The organism is Achromobacter sp. AONIH1 (genome assembly GCF_002902905.1).
In the GTDB taxonomy this organism is placed as follows: domain Bacteria; phylum Pseudomonadota; class Gammaproteobacteria; order Burkholderiales; family Burkholderiaceae_B; genus Achromobacter.
The window spans coordinates 634,838-650,474 of record NZ_CP026124.1; the positions used below are offsets into that span (position 1 = coordinate 634,838).

Consider the following 15,637-nt stretch of genomic DNA (forward strand, 5'->3'; position numbering starts at 1 on the left):
CGTCGCTTAGAACCGGTGACGCAGGCCCACGGCGAACGCGGTGTCCGTCGCATCGCGCTGGAACGCGTAGTTGTCGCCGTAGGAGGCGTACGCGTACAGGTTGGTGCGCTTGCTCAGGTCGTAGGTGTAGCCCAGGCTGTAGACGTTGAACTTGGCATCGTCCTTGGTCAGCTTGTCGTTCTTCGGATCGGCGCGCTGCCAGGAACCGAAGATCGAGCTGCTGCCCAGCGGCACAGTGAAGCCCACCATGTACGAATTGGCGCGGAAGCCGTCGGCCAGCTTGAACGTGCCCAGCTTCTGCATGCCGTCGGGCGTGGTGCCCATGTTCTGGCCGACGAACCAGCCATTGCGGGTCTGGCCGAAGGCGGCGGCGATCTTCACCACTTCGAAGTCATAGGTGCCGCCCAGGATGTACGACTGGATCGTCGTGTCTTCCTGGCTGCCGCCCTTGACGTCCTTGGACGGATTGAAGCGGTCGTAGGCCGCGGCCAGGTTCAGCGGGCCGTTGACGTACTGCACGCCGGCGGTCAGGACGCGGTTGTTGTTGTTGGTCTCGAAGCCGCGCTGCTTCTCGTCCGAAACCGTGTCGTCAGCGCTGAACGAGTAACCCAGGCCGGCCTTGAAGCCGCCGAAGCTGGGCGTCTGGTACAGCACCATGTTGTCCAGGCGCATCGTATTGGCGCTGCTGAACACGGTACCCATGTTGGCGGTGTTGTAGCTGATCGAGAACGGGTCGATGGAACCGAAGTACTTCGAGGCCAGGTTGGTCTGGCGGCCGAATTCCAGGCGGCCCCACGAGTCGCTGTCCAGGCCCACGGTGGCCTGGCGGCCCCAGAGGCGGCCGCTTTGCAGCGAGTTGCCGTTCAGGGGACCGAAGCCGGCTTCCAGGTTGAACACGGCGCGCAGGCCGTCGCCCAGGTCTTCCGAGCCACGCAGGCCGAAACGCGAGCCGCTGCTCACGCCTTGCACGGCGCCGACACGGCTTTGCGAGTTGCCGTTGAACTTCACCTTTTCGTAGCCGATGCCGGCGTCGATCAAACCGTACAACGTCACCGAATCGGCAGCTTGCGCCGCGCTCGCAAAGCCCGCGAGCAACGCGACGGCCAATAGCGTCTTCTTCATAACAGTCCTCTAAATGGCAAGATGGATGGCAATGCGCGGGCATGCCGCCGCGTGGCGGATGCCCGCAAGCCGCGGCCTGTAAGACCGCGATGCATGCACTGAAACTAGTGTCTCGCCTGGGACCGCCGGGAGTAAGCGGGATTTCGAAGAACTACTTTCCATGGCTGGGATAATCGCGTTCGACGCGCATTCCTCCATGCTTGGAATCAGGGCTTAACGCCTTGAAATGAAATGCGAATCCTTGCTCGCAATTACATTTCCCGCGCTCATTCCCGATCACTTCCCGGTTTGAGGATCGTCAAATCCTGTCGCGCTGCGCGGACAATGCCGAGGCAAAAAAGCCACAGCGCGCCAGCGCCATCGGCCGGCCGCGAAATGCTCAGCGGCCCTTGGGCGGGTAGTCGAGTTCGCCGAAGGTGTATTCGCCGCGCGCCTTGGCCTGGGCCAGCTCGGCGCGGACCTGCTCGCGCGTCTTGCCGGCGGTTTCCGGCGCGGCGCTCCGGGGCGGATAGTCCAGTTCGGCGCTGGTCACCTGCCCGGCGATCTTGGCGCTTTGCAATTCGGCGCCAACCTGCTCGCGCGACATGCCGGTGCTGGCGGTGGCGGCGGGCGGATAGTCCAGTTCGCCGAAGGTGACCTGGCCGGCGGCCTTGGCGGCCTGCAGTTCCTGCTGGACCTGTTCGCGGGTCTTGCCATCGGCGTGGGCGGCGGACATGCCCGCCAGGGTTGCGGTAACCATGAGTGCGGTCGCTAGGGCTTTCATTGTGATGACTCCATCCTATACCTGGCACGACAGCGCCCGCCAGGACGGCGGGCGCAATGTGACGGCGTGTTGACGGAACGAAGTATCTGGCCTTATCGACCTAGTAAAAACCCTTAATTTGGGGAACATATTTGCAGGAGTGGAAAGATCCCCGCATATCGCGGCGCGATTCTTGCTCACTCCCTGCTCACTTCCTGCGCACTTCCGCCCTGGCCCCAATGAGCGCAAGCCTCGCGGGCATTCAGCCAAACGCCAGCTGCGGCGCGCCGGGCCGTGACGCCAGGGTTGGCGCGGCTTGTTCGGGATGGAGGAATAGACATTTCCACTGACGCAAAAATAATTCCATTTATGATTGGAATCTGCCAGACATGGAATTTTGAGTACCGAGGCCCTTATGGACATACAGCTTAACGACATCGCCCTGTTCGTCGAAGTCGCCAAGCGCAAGAATTTCAGTCATGCGGCCGAAGCCCTGAACATCCCCACGTCCACGCTGTCGCGCCGCGTCAGCGAACTGGAGCGCAGCGTCGGCATGCGGCTGCTCAACCGCAGCACGCGCAAGATCGACCTGACCGAGGCCGGCGCCATCTATTTCGAGCGCTGCCGCCATATCGTCGAGGAAGCCCGCGTCGCCCACGACCAGTTGCTGGACATGGCGGTGCAACCCAAGGGCCGGCTGCGCATCTCGCTGCCGACCAGCCTGGCGCAACTGTTCCTGCCTTCGGTGATCCGGGAATTCCGCGAACAGCATCCCGATATCGAATGCGATTTCGACCTGGGCATGCGCTCGGTCGATCCGATCAGCAACCCGTTCGACCTGATCCTGCGCTTCGGGCAGCAGCCCGATTCCAGCCTGATCTCGCGCAAGATCGTGCTCATGGCGCACCAGCTGTACGCCTCGCCCGAATACCTGGCGCGCCACGGCGAGCCGCGCGTGCCCGGGGATCTCAGCCATCACGAGTGCCTGCGGCCCACCATGCGCGACGAGTCATCCTTCTGGATGCTCCATTCGGGCGACAAGGTGGAACGCGTGCAGGTATCGGGCCGGCTGGCCGCGAACAACGTGGGCATGCTGGGCCGGCTGGCCAGCCAGGGACTGGGCATCACGCCGCTGCTGGTGTTCGACGCGATGGAGCGCGCCATCAAGCAGTCCGGGCTGGTGCGCGTGCTGCCGGAATGGAGCCTGACGCCGCTGCCGCTGTTCGCGCTGCTGCCCTCGCGGATGCTGCCGGCCAAGACCAAGGCGTTCCTGGATTTCATCCAGCCGCGTCTGAACGAGGGCTAAGCCCCCCGAAGCGCCGCGCGTCAGGCGGTGGTGTCGTTCTGGTACTGACAGACCGTGTACAGCGGGGTGCCGGTGGCGGCGATCTTGGCGGAGCCGCCCAGGTCGGGCAGGTCGATGATGGCGGCGGCTTCGACCACGTTGGCGCCCAGGCGCTGCAGCAGCTTGATGGCCGCCAGCATGGTGCCGCCCGTGGCGATCAGATCGTCCACCAGCAGCACGCGCTGGCCGGTGCGCACCGCGTCGGTGTGCATCTCGACGGCGGCGTTGCCGTATTCCAGCGAATATTCCTCGGCCACCGTGCGATACGGCAGCTTGCCCTTCTTGCGCACGGGCACGAAGCCCAGGTTCAGCTCATAGGCCAGCACGCTGCCGACAATGAAGCCGCGCGCATCCACGCCCGCGACCAGATCCAGGCGCTGACGCATGTAACGGTAGACGAACAGGTCGATCAGGACGCGGAACGCCCGCGGGTCCTGCAGCACCGGCGTGATGTCACGGAACGTGACACCGGGCTGGGGCCAGTCTGGAACGCTGCGGATGGTGCGCCGGATGAACTCGGCGTATTCGTTCTGCATGAAAGACGGCCCTGAAGAATTGAAGCAAGGCGCACTATAACCCCGCCGCCGCGCTTAAGCCAGGACAGGCTCGGGCGATGACACGTCATGCAACTGTCCCCCGCGCAGCACGCAGCGCCGGTCCACCGCGCCCGCCGGCAGGCGCGCATGCGTGGCCAGCACCACGGCGCGCCCCTGCGCCGCCCGCCCCAGATCGCGCAGGAAATCGGCCTCGGCCGCCGCGTCCAGGCCGGCGGTGGGCTCGTCCAGCACCAGCACCCTGGCCGGCGACAGCAGGGCCCGCGCCAGACACAGCCTCCGCGCCTGCCCGGCCGACAGCAGCGAACCGGTCTCGCCCGCCCACGCATCCAGCCCGTCGGGCAGACCGCGCACGAAATCGCCCAGGCGCGCGGCGTCCAGCGCGCGCCACAGCGCGGCTTCGTCCGCCGAAGGGTCGCCGATCAGCAGATTGGTGCGCAGCGTGCCCAGGAACACCGGCGCGTCCTGCGACAGCAGCGCGATGCGCCGGTGCCAGTCGGCCTGCGCGCAATCGCGCGCGTCGCGTCCGCCATAGCGCACCTGGCCAGCCTGCGGATCTTCCAGCCGCAGGATCAGATGCAGCAGCGTGGACTTGCCCGCGCCGCTCTCGCCCTGGATCGCCACGCGCTCGCCCGGCGCGACGCGCAGGCTGACGCCGTCCAGCACCAGGGCGCTATCGGGATAGGCGAAGCGCAAGCCGTCCAGTTCCAGCGCGCCATCCGCCGGCAGCGCGGCCGACGCGTCGGGATCGCGCATGTCCGGCTCGCATTGCGCCACCTCGCGGATGCGCTGCGCCGCGGACACCGCCGAGCCCAGGCGCGACGCGCCGCGCATGATGGGCGCGGCCACTTCGAATATGCCCATGACCGCCAGCAGCAGACCCGCCAGCAAAGGCCCGGACAGGCCGCCGCCCTCGTGTTCGCCCAGCCCGAACCACAACACACCCAGCACGGCCGCGCCGGCAGCGGCCTGCAGGAACCAGAGCCCGCGCGCCGCGACGCAGGCCTGGGCCTGGCGCGCCTGCGCGTTCTGCCCGCACAGGCGCTCGAAATGCGCGCGGGTCTGCGCCTGCGCATGCAGCGCCACCATGTCGGCGTGGCCGTCCACCGCGTCCAGCACAGCGGCGCGCAGGCCGGCCGCGCTTTCCTGCGCGGCGGCGCCGGGTCCGCGCGCGGCGCGCTGCAGGCCCCAGGGCGCAAGCACGCAGGCCACCAGCAGCGCCAGCGCGAACACCAGCGCGGCGGCCGGTATCCAGTAGCCCAGCACCGCCGTCATGATGGCGCCGGCCAGCAGCGCCGTGGCCAGCGGCGCCAGCACGAACAGGAACACAGTATCCAGCGCGTCCACGTCGCCGGTCATGCGCGCCACCAGATCGCCGCCGCGATAGCGCGCCAGCTGGCGCGGCGTCAGGCGAATCAGCGCGCGGAACACCAGCGTGCGCAGATCGGCCAGCAGGCGCAGCGTGGCCGAGTGCCCCGCCAGGCGGTCGGCATAGCGCGACACGATGCGCAGGAACGACAGGCCGCGCACCAGCGCCGACGGCGCGAACAGGTTGAACGCGGCGCCCGCGCCGGCCAGCGCGGCGCCGGTCAGGAACCAGCCCGACACGCCCAGCAGCCCCACGCCCGCGGCCACGGTGGCCAGCGCGCAGAACAGCGCGAGCAGCAGTCCGCCCTTGCGGCGCGCGTACAGAGGCAGCAACAACAGCAGGTGTTTCATGGATGGGCCGCTCCGGATCCGGCGGATCCGCCAGACGCGGCGATGGCGATGGCGATGCGCATCATGCTTGTTCCAGTTTGCCGTCCGCCAGCCGCAGCGTGCGCCCGAAACGGGCGGCCACCTGCGGCGAGTGCGTGGCGATGAGCAGCGTCCGCCCCGCCGCGAATGTGAGGATTTCGTCCAGCACGCGGGCCTGCGTGTCTTCATCCAGGTGCGCCGTGGGCTCGTCCAGCAGGATCAGTCCGGGATCGCGCAGGAACAGCCGCGCCAGCGCCACGCGCTGCGCCTGCCCGCCGGACAGGCCCTGCCCGCGTCCGCCCAGCACGGTATCCAGGCCCAGCGGCTGACGCTCGGTGAATTCCAGGACTCGCGCGCGCCTTGCGGCCTCGCGCAGCGCCTCGTCCGAGGCCCGTGGACAGCCCAGGCGGATATTCTGGGCGATGGTGCCGGCCATCAGCTGCGGCTTCTGGCCGATCAGCGCGATCCGGCCGCGCAGCGCGGCCTCGTCCCAATCCGCCAGCGGCCGGCCGTCGATTAATATCTCGCCCTCGCAGGGCCGCAGGCGCGCGATCGCCTCGATCAGCGAGGACTTGCCGATGCCGCTCGGCCCCATCAGCGCGACGTGTTCGCCGGGCGCCAGCGCAAGCGCCGCGCCGTCGAGCACCGGCGCGGGACGGCCGGGCGCCATCAAGCGCAGGCCGCGCGCGCTCATTGAAACCGGGCCGCGCGCGGCGGGCGCGGCGGCCGGCGCAACCGGCGCGGCCCCGGCCGGCGCCACATCCGGCAAGCCGTCGAACACCGCGTCGATCTGCGTCACCGCCGCCAGCGCGGCCGCGCGGTCATGGTAGTGCGCGGCGAACTGACGCAGCGGCGCATAGACCTCGGGCGCCATCAACAGGCAGAACATGCCGGCCTGCAAGGTCAGCACCGACCAGCGCAGGTCCAGGAAACCCAGATAGGTCAGCCCGATGTACACGGCCACCCCGGCGACGCCCAGGGCGGCGAAGAACTCCAGCACCGCCGAGGACAGGAAGGCGATGCGCAGCACGGACAGGGTGCGCTGACGCAATGCGTCGCTGGCGGCCGCCACCGATTCGGCCTCGGCCTCGGCGCGTCCGTACAGCTTGAGCGTGGACAGCCCGCGCAGACGGTCGGCGAAGAATCCGGACAGCCGCGCGAAGGCGCGCAGATGCCGCCGGCTCGCGCCCTGCGCGCCCCAGCCGACCAGGGCCATGAACAAGGGAATCAGCGGCGCGGTGATCAGCAGCACCAGGCCCGCGATCACATCCACCGGAAACAGCAGCACGGAAAATGCCACCGGCAGCATGGCGGCGGCGGCCATGGCCGGCAGGTATTTGGCGAAGAAGCCATCCAGCGCCTCGACCTGGTCCACCACGGCGCTGGCCAGCACGCCCGAGGCCTGGCCCCGACTCCAGTGCGGCCCCTTGTCCACCAGGCGCTCGAACAGGGCCAGGCGCACCTGGCGCTTGATCCGCTCGGCGGCGATGGCGCCGGCGCGTTCGCCGGCCCAGGCGATACAGGCGCGGACCAGCATCAGCGCGGCGATGCCGAGGATGCCGCCCAGCAGGTCCGAGCGCGGCGCCTGCCGCGCGATGGCGGCGTCCAGCACGCTGGCCAGCAGCCAGGCCTGGATCACCAGCAGCACGCCGCCCGCGAGCGGCGCGGCGCCGGCCAGCAGCAGGGGCGGCCGCGCCGATCCCGCCAGACGCTTCAACCATTGCGACTGCCCGCGCGAGGGCTTGCGCAGCGCGTCGGCGGGATCATGCTCCAGGCTGCTGGCGCGGCCCGCCGCCGACGTGTCCCGCATGCTCACGCTTCGTCGCGCTTGGCGCGCGGGTCATGCGAATGGCCCTCGCGCAGTTCGAACCACATGGCGTTGAGAATGGCGAAGGCGCAGGCCAGCCCCAGCCCGAGTACCCACGAGAAATACCACATAGCGCTAGCTCCTGATTCAGTATGAGTTGGGGGTGCCGCCGACCGACTCAGGCGTGACCTTGCCGCGCATCACGCGGTACACCCAGGCGGTGTAGAGCGTCACGATGGGCAGGAAGATCGCGACCGCGATCACCATGATCCACAGCGTCATGTGGCTGGACGAGGCATCCCAGACCGTCAGCCCGGCGCGCGGGTTCGACGACGAGGGCATCAGGAACGGGAATAGCGAGAAGCCCGCCGTCAGGATGATCCCGGCGATGGACAGCGCCGACGCCAGGAACGCCAGCATGTGCGCGCGCGCCGTCAGGAGCAGCAGCGCCAGCAGCGCGCCGGCCACGCCCAGCGCGGGCGCGATCCACATCAGCGGCCACTTGGCGTAGTTGGCCATCCAGGCGCCGGCCTGCACGCTGACGGTCTTGAGCATGGGATCGGATGGGCCCTGCATGTCGACCGCGCTGGTGATGACGTGGCCGTTCAGCCCGCCCGCGACCCAGAAACCGCCGGCCACGAACAGCGCCGCGGTCAGCAGCGCGCACAGCCGGCCCCAATTGCGGGCGCGGCTGGCCACCACGCCCTCGGTGCGCCAGGCCAGCAGCACCGCGCCGTGCATGGCCAGCATGGCCACGCTGAGCACGCCGGCCAGCAACGCGAAAGGCGTGAACAACTGGTAGAAATGGCCCTGGTAGACCATGCGCAGCGCGGCTTCGTCGAACGTGAAGGGCACGCCCAGAATGATGTTGCCCACCGCCACGCCGAACACCAGCGAGGCCACCACGCCCGAGAAACAGAGCACGCCGTCCCAGGTGTTGCGCCAGCGCGTGCCTTCCATCTTGCTGCGGTACTTGAAGCCCACCGGACGCAGGATCAGCGCGATCAGCGCCAGCATCATGGCCAGGTAGAAGCCCGAGAACGAAGCGGCATACAGCAGCGGCCACGCGGCGAAGATGGCGCCGCCGGCGGTGATGAGCCAGACCTGGTTGCCCTCCCAGACCGGGCCGACCACGTTGATCACCACGCGGCGCTCGACGTCGGTCTTGGCCACCAGCGGCAACAGCGCCGCCACGCCCAGGTCGAAGCCGTCCATGACGGCGAAGCCGATGAGCAGCGCGCCCAGCAGCACCCACCAGACCACCCGCAGGGTGGCGTAGTCGAAAGGAATCAATGCATCCATTCCTGTTTCTCCCGGTCAGGCGCGCACGGCGGCGCGGACAGGATCGGCGGCCGCGCCAGCGGGCGCCGGTCCGTCGGATTTCGGACCCGCCTTGATGGCGTGCAGCATCACCTTGACGCCGATGATGAGCAGGACCGTGTACAGCACCAGGAAAATCCCCAGGCTGATGGCCAGGTCCGTGATGGTCAGGCCGGAGGCCGCGTAGTAAGTCGGCAGCACGCCTTCGATCACCCAGGGCTGGCGGCCGTACTCGGCCACGAACCAGCCGCTCTCGATCGCCACCCACGGCAGCGGCAGGCTCCACAGCGCCACCTTGAGCAGGCCGCGCCGGCTGTCCAGCCGGCCGCGCGAGGCCAGCCAGAACGCCACGCCGAAGAACAGGATCAGGTACATGCCGACCGCCACCATGACGCGGAACGCCCAGAACAGCGGCGCCACGTTCGGCACGGTGTCGATGGCCGCCTTCTTGATGTCTTCCTCGGTGACCTTGCTCATGTCGGACTGGTAGCGCTTGACCAGCAGCGCGTAGCCCAGGTCCGGCCAGGTCTTGTCGAACACCATGCGCGCGTCGGTGTTCTTGGGATTGGCGCGGATCTTCTGCAGCGCGTCGTAGGCCACCATGCCGTCGCGGATGCGGTTCTCGGCGCGCAGGATCAGGTCGTCGATGCCCAGCAGCGGCGTGGTGAGCGAGCGCGTGCCGATGATGCCCATGACGTAGGGGATCTCGATGGCGAAATCGTTCTTGCGCTCGGCCTGGTTGGGGATGGCGATCAGGTTGAACGCGGCGGGCGCCGGCTCGGTGTGCCACATGGACTCCATGGCGGCGATCTTCATCTTCTGGTGTTCAGTGGTCAGGTAGCCGCTTTCATCGCCCAGCACCACCACCGACAGGGCCGAGGCCAGGCCGAAGCTGGCGGCCACGGCCATCGAGCGCTTGGCCAGATCCGTATGGCGACCGCGCAGCAGGTACCAGGCGCTGATCGACATCACGAACATGGCGCCGGCCACGTAGCCCGCGCTGACCGTGTGCACGAACTTGGCCTGCGCCACCGGGTTGAAGATCACGGCGGCGAAGTCCGTCATCTCCATGCGCATGGTGTCGGGATTGAAGACGGCGCCGACCGGGTTCTGCATCCAGCCGTTGGCGATCAGGATCCACAGGGCCGAGAAGTTGGTGCCGAAGGCCACCAGCCAGGTCACCACCAGGTGGCTGACCTTGGACATGCGATTCCAGCCGAAGAAGAACAGGCCGACGAAGGTGGCTTCCAGGAAGAAGGCCATCAGCCCTTCGAGCGCCAGCGGCGCGCCGAAGATGTCGCCGACGTAGTGGCTGTAGTACGACCAGTTCATGCCGAACTGGAATTCCATGACCACGCCCGTGGCCACGCCCAGCGCGAAGTTGATGCCGAACAGCGTGCCCCAGAACATCGTCATCTTTTTCCAGATGGCGCGTCCGGTCATGACGTACACGCTCTCCATGATGGCGAGAATGAACGACAGGCCGAGCGTGAGGGGCACGAACAGGAAGTGGTAAAGCGCGGTCGCGGCAAACTGGAATCGCGACAGGTTGACGACGTCGAGATCAATCATTGGGGCGCTCCCATGCGGGCGAGAGGCCACAGCAACCGGCATGGTTCCCAGGCCGTCTCTGGCGCCATGATACGGGCGGTATATGCAACTTCATAGGATTTTTCCTAAAAATCAAGGCTCAGCGGCATTCAGCCCTTGCCTCGCAATTTGCCGGCGAAGCCCAGCACCTTCTGGACCTTGGAGCCCAGTTTCATCAGGTTCTGCAGGGTTTCGGGCGGCAGGCGCTGAACCTCATCGAACCATCCCGTGGACAGTTCGATCAGCTCCAGCATTTCGGTCATGCGCTGCTGCGCGTAGACATCGGCGGGCTTGGACGCCGGCTCCAGCAGCGTGTCGCGCAACAACGTGAGCGTGGGGTCGATTTCGCGCTTGCGCTTTTCTTCCATCAGGATGCGGAAGATCTCCCACACATCCTTGGGCGTCTCGAAGTAGTCGCGGCGGTCGCCCACCTGGTGCATCAGCTTGACCAGGCGCCAGGACTGCAATTCCTTGAGACCCATGCTGACATTCGAGCGCGAGAAGCCCAGCGTCTCGGCGATGTCGTCGGCGTTCATCGGCTCGGGCGCCAGGAACAACAGCGCATAGATCTGGCCGACGGTGCGGTTCACCCCCCAGCGGCTGCCCATTTCGCCAAAGTGCAGGACGAAACGTTCGTTTTGAGGGCTGAGGACCATGATCATTCTCGCGCCAGCCGATTCCACCAACCCGCCCCCTTTATATGCGGAGCAGATCGACTTGAACTCGACAACAGCAGTTACACTGATTTCAGAAATTCCTGAAATTATCGAACAAACCCTGAGAAAGCGCAAACCCCAGGATTTGTGGGGGCATGGCCGCAAACTTCCGGCGGATTGACCCGTGGACCACGTATCAATGGGCAAAAAACAACAATGCCACCAGCCTCTCGGCGGGTGGCATTGAAAACGGGGACTGATTAAAACCAGGGAACAGCGATCACGAATTGGCTGGATCAGCCTGGATCCGGCGTGACGGATCCTCGGCCAGCCGGCGGCGCGCGCCCGGTGCTCAGCCGGCCTTGACCGTCACGGCGGAAGACACCCGCTTGGCCTTGGCGCGCGCGGCCGCCACGTCGTCGGCGACGGCCAGGCCCACGCCCATGCGGCGCTTGACGAAGGATTCGGGCTTGCCGAACAGGCGCACGTCGGTGCCCGGCTCGGCCAGCGCCTCGGCCACGTTGTGGAACGACACCGCGCCCGCGTCCACGCCGCCATAGATCACGCTGCTGGCGCCGGGCTGGCGCAGGCTGGTGTCCACCGGCAGGCCCAGCAGCGCGCGGGCGTGCAATTCGAATTCGTTCTGCGCCTGCGTGATCATGGTGACCATGCCGGTATCGTGCGGACGCGGGCTGACCTCCGAGAACCAGACCTGGTCGCCGGCCACGAACAGCTCGACGCCGAAGATGCCCAGGCCGCCCAGGTTGGACGTGACCGCCAGGGCGATCTCGCGCGCGCGCTCCAGCGCCGCCGGCGACATGGGATGCGGCTGCCAGCTTTCCACGTAGTCGCCATCCACCTGCTTATGGCCGATGGGCTCGCAGTAACGGGTCTCGACCTGGCCGTCGGCGCCACGCGCGCGGACGGTCAGCAGCGTGATTTCGTAGTCGAAGCGGATGAAGCCCTCGACGATGGCGCGGCCGCCGCCGACGCGGCCGCCTTCCTGGGCGTAGCGCCAGCTCTCGGCCACGTCCTCGGCGGACTTGATCACGGACTGTCCCTTGCCCGAGGACGACATGACGGGCTTGATCACGCAGGGATAGCCGATGCCGCCGTCGATGGCCTCGCGCAGTTCCTGTTCGGTGTCGACGAACCGGTACGGCGAGGTCGGCAGGCCAAGGGTCTCGGCCGCCAGGCGGCGGATGCCCTCGCGGTTCATGGTCAGCTGGGCGGCGCGCGCCGTGGGCGTGACGCGCACGGCGCCGGCGGCCTCCAGCTCGACCAGCAGGCTGGTGGCGATGGCCTCGATTTCAGGGACAATGACGTGCGGCCGTTCCTGGTCGATGATCTTGCGCAAGGCATCCGCGTCCGTCATGGGCACCACGTGGGCGCGGTGCGCCACCTGCTGCCCCGGCGCGTCCGCGTACCGGTCCACGGCGATGACCTCCACGCCCAGGCGCTGCAGGGCGATGACGACCTCCTTGCCCAGCTCTCCGGAGCCGAGCAGCATCACTCGGGTGGCGAGGGGCGACAGGGGCGTGCCAAGGACGGGACTGGAAATGCGGGACATGAGGCGGTCCTGGGTAAAAGAGTGAAAGCCGGAAAAACAGGAGCCGCCAGGATGCCATACCCCCTTCTCGCGGGCAAACACGGTCCCCCCCGAAGCGCTGCGCGCTTCCCCCCCAGGGGGGCGCAGCTGCGGACCGGCGAAGCCGGATCCGCGCTGCCCCGATTGGAGACGGCGCCGTCGCCGGGGGATAGCGGTTTCTCATCTCGGCGGCGGCACCTGTTTCATGCGTCCTGGGTGGCGCGGTGGCGCCCCCGGCAACTGATATTAAAATCCCGCCATGACTGAGCATCCCTCCCTATCGTCCGACACCGCGCTGTCATCTGCCCGCAGGACGCTGCAAATCGAAAGCCAGGCCCTGCAGGACCTGTCGGCCCGGCTGGACGACAGCTTCGCGCAGGTCGTGGCCCTGCTGCTCGCCTGCCGCGGGCGCGTGGTCGTCAGCGGCATCGGCAAGACCGGCCACGTCGCGCGCAAGATCGCGGCCACGCTGGCCTCCACCGGCACGCCCGCCTTCTTCGTGCATGCCGCCGAGGCGGTCCATGGCGACCTGGGGATGATCACCCGCGACGACGTGCTGATCGCGATTTCCTATTCCGGATCGGGCCAGGAACTGCTGACCATCCTGCCGGTGGCGCGCCGCATGGGCGCCAAGCTGGTGGCGATCACCGGCAATCCGCAGTCCGAGCTGGCCTCGCTGGCCGACGTGCACCTGGACGCCAGCGTCGCGCAGGAAGCCTGCCCGCTGAACCTGGCGCCCACGGCCAGCACCACCGCCGCGCTGGCCCTGGGCGATGCGCTGGCCGTCGCCTGCCTGGAGGCGCGCGGCTTCGGCCCGCAGGACTTCGCCCGCTCGCATCCCGGCGGCGCGCTGGGTCGCCGCCTGCTGACGCATGTGCGCGACGTGATGCGCCAGGGCGACGCCCTGCCCATCGTGGCCACCGGCACACCGGTCCCGCAGGCGCTCAAGACCATGTCCGCCAAGGGCATGGGCATGACCGTGGTGGCCGACGCCGCCGGCCGCCCGCAAGGCATCTTCACCGACGGCGACCTGCGCCGCCTGATCGCCAGCCAGGGCGACATCCGCGGCCTGGCCGTGGACGACGGCATGACGCGCTCGCCGCGCAGCATCGGACCCGACGCGCTGGCCGTGGAAGCGGCGCAGCAGATGGACGAACTTCGACTCAATCACATGCTGGTGCTCGACAGCGATGGCGCCTTGCTCGGCGCGCTGCACATGCATGACCTGATGGCCGCCAAAGTGGTATGACTATGACCCTTCCCACCCCTGTCACGCATCCGGCCGAAGCGCTGGTCCTCGCCCGCATTCCCGCCACCGTGCGCGAACGCGCCGCCACCGTCCGCCTCATGGTGTTCGACGTGGACGGCGTGCTGACCGACGGCGGCCTCTACTATGGCGAGAACGGCGAACAGCTCAAGCGCTTCAACGCGCTGGACGGCCACGGCCTGCGCCTGCTGCTGGAAGGCGGCCTGAAGGTCGCCCTGATGACCGGCCGGTCCGGCCCCATCGTGGCGCGCCGCGCCGCCGAGCTGGGCATCGCCGAGGTCATGCAGGGCGTGCGCGACAAGGGCGCGGCCCTGGCCGAACTCGCGCAACGCGCCGGTGTCCAACTGAACCAGGCGGGCTACATGGGCGACGACATCATCGACCTGCCCGCCATGCAGCGCGCCGGTTTCGCCGCCACCGTGCCCAACGCGCCGGGCTACGTCAGCCAGGCCGCGCACTGGGTCGCCTCGGCTCCCGGCGGCTCTGGCGCGGTGCGCGAATGCTGCGACCTGCTGCTGGCCGCCCAGGGCCGCCTGGGCGGTTTCCTGGCCGCGCCGGGCCTGCTGGGCCCGGGCGCCATCCAGTAACGACCCGCGCGCCCCATGACACATACGCCTTTTTGGCACACTAGATGAAAGAACGTTTTCCTTCCCTGATCGCGCTGTTCCTGCTCGTCGTGCTGGTGCTCAGCAGCTGGTGGGCGGCCGATTACGCGCAGCGGGCCGTGCAGGTCGACCCCCCGCGCCGCATCACCCATGAAATGGATGCCTGGTCGCGCAACTTCGTCATGCTGCGCACCGACATGACGGGCCGCCCGATCAACCGGCTCGAGGGCGAATACGCCGAGCACTTCCCCGACGACGATTCGTATCACATCACCGCCCCCCGGGCCGTCGGCCAGCGCGAATCCAGCCCGATCACCGTGGGCATCTCCAAGACCGCCATCATGGAACAGGGCGGCAAGCGCATCGTCATGAACGGCGACGCCTACGTGCATCGCCAGCCCGACGCCAACAATGACCTGCTGGACGTGCGCAGCCAGCAGCTGATCATCCTGCCGGACGAGGACGTGGTCTATACCGACCTGCCGGCCGAAGTGCTGAAAGGCCGTTCGCGCATGAACGGCACCGGCATGCACTACAACAACAGGACCCGCCAGTTGCAGGTCTCAGCATCGACCGACGTGGAAATCGCCGGCGGCGAAGGCAAGCAGCAGCGCCGCACCGAGATTCCAGCCCCCAACAATACCGACCAGAAGAAGCCATGACCGACCTCCGGATTCGCCTTGCCCCGACGACGCGCCTGATCGGCGCCGCCCTGCTGGCCGCGGCGGCGCTCGCGCCCTCGGCCCACGCGGCGGACCCCGCGCCCCAGCCGGCGGCCGGCAAGGCCGCGCCCGCCGAAGAACCCAGCACGCTGATCCTGTCGGACACGCTGCATTACGACGACGTGAAGAAGCAGAGCGTGTTCACCGGCAACGTCAACATGACGCGCGGGTTGATGACGCTGACCTCCGACACGCTGGAAATGCACGAGGACGCCAAGGGCAACCAGTACGGCACGGCCACCGCGAACAAGGGCAAGGTCGTCACCATCCGCCAGGAACGCCCCGAGAACTTCGAACTCATCGAAGGCAAGGGCCTGCGCGCCGAATACGACGGCACCAACAGCACCTTCGACCTCATCGGCCAGGCCGTGGTGGTGCGCTACGTCTGTGGCAAACCGTTCGACACCATCCGTGGCGAACGGGTACGCTACAACGAAAAGAGCGGCACCTACGAAGCCCATGGCGGCCCCAACTCGGCCGCGGCCGGCGGCCGGGTGCGCTCGGTGGCCGAGCCCCGCGCCAAGGCGGACGCCGCCATCGCCGAATGCCGCAAGCAGCAGGCCTCGAAGAAGGGGCGCTAAG

Annotated in this window: 16 protein-coding genes; 6 read left to right on the forward strand and 10 right to left on the reverse strand. The window is 67.9% G+C overall.

The window, feature by feature from the left end; genetic code table 11:
* Positions 1 to 6: 6 nt before the first annotated feature.
* Positions 7 to 1,122 carry a porin gene (locus tag C2U31_RS02945; protein ID WP_103271474.1) on the reverse strand — a complete coding sequence of 372 codons (1,116 nt, stop codon included), beginning with the start codon at positions 1,120 to 1,122 and terminating at the stop codon, positions 7 to 9.
* Between the two features lie 379 nt (positions 1,123 to 1,501).
* On the reverse strand, positions 1,502 to 1,885 hold the full coding sequence (locus C2U31_RS02950; protein ID WP_199770939.1) for a DUF4148 domain-containing protein: 384 nt from the start codon (positions 1,883 to 1,885) through the stop codon (positions 1,502 to 1,504).
* 394 nt (positions 1,886 to 2,279) lie between these two features.
* Here C2U31_RS02950 and C2U31_RS02955 point away from each other — a divergent pair, with 394 nt between their 5' ends.
* The gene (locus C2U31_RS02955) at positions 2,280 to 3,170 is read left to right on the forward strand and encodes a LysR family transcriptional regulator (protein ID WP_103271476.1); all 891 of its coding nucleotides are present in this window, start codon (positions 2,280 to 2,282) and stop codon (positions 3,168 to 3,170) included.
* A 20-nt stretch (positions 3,171 to 3,190) separates the two neighbouring features.
* On the opposite strand, the gene C2U31_RS02960 is transcribed toward C2U31_RS02955, so the two are convergent.
* From C2U31_RS02960 to C2U31_RS02990, 7 genes are all read right to left on the reverse strand, one after another.
* Positions 3,191 to 3,745 carry an adenine phosphoribosyltransferase gene (locus C2U31_RS02960; protein ID WP_103271477.1) on the reverse strand — a complete coding sequence of 185 codons (555 nt, stop codon included), beginning with the start codon at positions 3,743 to 3,745 and terminating at the stop codon, positions 3,191 to 3,193.
* Between the two features lie 54 nt (positions 3,746 to 3,799).
* Positions 3,800 to 5,482: a thiol reductant ABC exporter subunit CydC gene (gene cydC / locus C2U31_RS02965; RefSeq protein ID WP_103271478.1), complete on the reverse strand. Its 1,683-nt coding sequence runs from the start codon at positions 5,480 to 5,482 to the stop codon at positions 3,800 to 3,802.
* Between the two features lie 61 nt (positions 5,483 to 5,543).
* On the reverse strand, positions 5,544 to 7,310 hold the full coding sequence (gene cydD, locus C2U31_RS02970) for a thiol reductant ABC exporter subunit CydD (RefSeq protein ID WP_103271479.1): 1,767 nt from the start codon (positions 7,308 to 7,310) through the stop codon (positions 5,544 to 5,546).
* 2 nt (positions 7,311 to 7,312) lie between these two features.
* Positions 7,313 to 7,438, reverse strand: a complete 126-nt coding sequence (gene cydX, locus C2U31_RS02975) for a cytochrome bd-I oxidase subunit CydX (RefSeq protein WP_103271480.1) — start codon at positions 7,436 to 7,438, stop codon at positions 7,313 to 7,315.
* A gap of 16 nt (positions 7,439 to 7,454) precedes the next feature.
* Positions 7,455 to 8,609 carry a cytochrome d ubiquinol oxidase subunit II gene (gene cydB, locus C2U31_RS02980; protein WP_103271481.1) on the reverse strand — a complete coding sequence of 385 codons (1,155 nt, stop codon included), beginning with the start codon at positions 8,607 to 8,609 and terminating at the stop codon, positions 7,455 to 7,457.
* A 15-nt stretch (positions 8,610 to 8,624) separates the two neighbouring features.
* Positions 8,625 to 10,199 carry a cytochrome ubiquinol oxidase subunit I gene (locus tag C2U31_RS02985; RefSeq protein WP_103271482.1) on the reverse strand — a complete coding sequence of 525 codons (1,575 nt, stop codon included), beginning with the start codon at positions 10,197 to 10,199 and terminating at the stop codon, positions 8,625 to 8,627.
* 128 nt (positions 10,200 to 10,327) lie between these two features.
* Positions 10,328 to 10,873, reverse strand: coding sequence for a GbsR/MarR family transcriptional regulator (locus tag C2U31_RS02990; protein WP_103276236.1), 546 nt, complete (start codon positions 10,871 to 10,873; stop codon positions 10,328 to 10,330).
* Between C2U31_RS02990 and C2U31_RS30415 the strand changes: the two genes are divergently transcribed.
* Positions 10,872 to 11,054: a hypothetical protein gene (locus tag C2U31_RS30415; protein WP_158658296.1), complete on the forward strand. Its 183-nt coding sequence runs from the start codon at positions 10,872 to 10,874 to the stop codon at positions 11,052 to 11,054. The two genes, C2U31_RS02990 and C2U31_RS30415, sit on opposite strands and share 2 nt — an antisense overlap.
* A gap of 171 nt (positions 11,055 to 11,225) precedes the next feature.
* Here C2U31_RS30415 and purT read toward each other — a convergent pair whose 3' ends face one another.
* Positions 11,226 to 12,443 (reverse strand): formate-dependent phosphoribosylglycinamide formyltransferase, encoded by a 1,218-nt coding sequence (purT, locus tag C2U31_RS02995; RefSeq protein WP_103271483.1) that lies wholly within the window; start codon positions 12,441 to 12,443, stop codon positions 11,226 to 11,228.
* Positions 12,444 to 12,720: 277 nt separating this feature from the next.
* Between purT and C2U31_RS03000 the strand changes: the two genes are divergently transcribed.
* The 4 genes from C2U31_RS03000 to lptA are packed head-to-tail and all read left to right on the forward strand — an operon-like array spanning position 12,721 to position 15,636.
* On the forward strand, positions 12,721 to 13,710 hold the full coding sequence (locus C2U31_RS03000) for an SIS domain-containing protein (RefSeq protein WP_103271484.1): 990 nt from the start codon (positions 12,721 to 12,723) through the stop codon (positions 13,708 to 13,710).
* A complete protein-coding gene (locus C2U31_RS03005; protein ID WP_199770940.1) occupies positions 13,707 to 14,315 on the forward strand; it encodes an HAD family hydrolase in 609 nt (202 codons plus the stop codon). The genes C2U31_RS03000 and C2U31_RS03005 overlap by 4 nt, the downstream gene beginning before the upstream one ends.
* A 44-nt stretch (positions 14,316 to 14,359) precedes the next feature.
* Positions 14,360 to 14,995: an LPS export ABC transporter periplasmic protein LptC gene (gene lptC, locus C2U31_RS03010; protein ID WP_103271486.1), complete on the forward strand. Its 636-nt coding sequence runs from the start codon at positions 14,360 to 14,362 to the stop codon at positions 14,993 to 14,995.
* Positions 14,992 to 15,636 (forward strand): lipopolysaccharide transport periplasmic protein LptA, encoded by a 645-nt coding sequence (gene lptA, locus C2U31_RS03015; protein ID WP_103271487.1) that lies wholly within the window; start codon positions 14,992 to 14,994, stop codon positions 15,634 to 15,636. Before lptC ends, lptA begins: the two co-directional genes overlap by 4 nt.
* Position 15,637 lies beyond the last annotated feature (1 nt).

What these genes read in the sequence shown, in the direction of transcription:
- C2U31_RS02945 (WP_103271474.1), bottom strand. Translation starts at nt 1,122, where the DNA reads ATGAAGAAGACGCTATTGGCCGTCGCGTTGCTCGCGGGCTTTGCGAGC.
- C2U31_RS02950 (WP_199770939.1), bottom strand. Translation starts at nt 1,885, where the DNA reads ATGAAAGCCCTAGCGACCGCACTCATGGTTACCGCAACCCTGGCGGGC.
- C2U31_RS02955 (WP_103271476.1), top strand. Translation starts at nt 2,280, where the DNA reads ATGGACATACAGCTTAACGACATCGCCCTGTTCGTCGAAGTCGCCAAG.
- C2U31_RS02960 (WP_103271477.1), bottom strand. Translation starts at nt 3,745, where the DNA reads ATGCAGAACGAATACGCCGAGTTCATCCGGCGCACCATCCGCAGCGTT.
- cydC (WP_103271478.1), bottom strand. Translation starts at nt 5,482, where the DNA reads ATGAAACACCTGCTGTTGTTGCTGCCTCTGTACGCGCGCCGCAAGGGC.
- cydD (WP_103271479.1), bottom strand. Translation starts at nt 7,310, where the DNA reads ATGCGGGACACGTCGGCGGCGGGCCGCGCCAGCAGCCTGGAGCATGAT.
- cydX (WP_103271480.1), bottom strand. Translation starts at nt 7,438, where the DNA reads ATGTGGTATTTCTCGTGGGTACTCGGGCTGGGGCTGGCCTGCGCCTTC.
- cydB (WP_103271481.1), bottom strand. Translation starts at nt 8,609, where the DNA reads ATGGATGCATTGATTCCTTTCGACTACGCCACCCTGCGGGTGGTCTGG.
- C2U31_RS02985 (WP_103271482.1), bottom strand. Translation starts at nt 10,199, where the DNA reads ATGATTGATCTCGACGTCGTCAACCTGTCGCGATTCCAGTTTGCCGCG.
- C2U31_RS30415 (WP_158658296.1), top strand. Translation starts at nt 10,872, where the DNA reads ATGATCATTCTCGCGCCAGCCGATTCCACCAACCCGCCCCCTTTATAT.
- C2U31_RS02990 (WP_103276236.1), bottom strand. Translation starts at nt 10,873, where the DNA reads ATGGTCCTCAGCCCTCAAAACGAACGTTTCGTCCTGCACTTTGGCGAA.
- purT (WP_103271483.1), bottom strand. Translation starts at nt 12,443, where the DNA reads ATGTCCCGCATTTCCAGTCCCGTCCTTGGCACGCCCCTGTCGCCCCTC.
- C2U31_RS03000 (WP_103271484.1), top strand. Translation starts at nt 12,721, where the DNA reads ATGACTGAGCATCCCTCCCTATCGTCCGACACCGCGCTGTCATCTGCC.
- C2U31_RS03005 (WP_199770940.1), top strand. Translation starts at nt 13,707, where the DNA reads ATGACTATGACCCTTCCCACCCCTGTCACGCATCCGGCCGAAGCGCTG.
- lptC (WP_103271486.1), top strand. Translation starts at nt 14,360, where the DNA reads ATGAAAGAACGTTTTCCTTCCCTGATCGCGCTGTTCCTGCTCGTCGTG.
- lptA (WP_103271487.1), top strand. Translation starts at nt 14,992, where the DNA reads ATGACCGACCTCCGGATTCGCCTTGCCCCGACGACGCGCCTGATCGGC.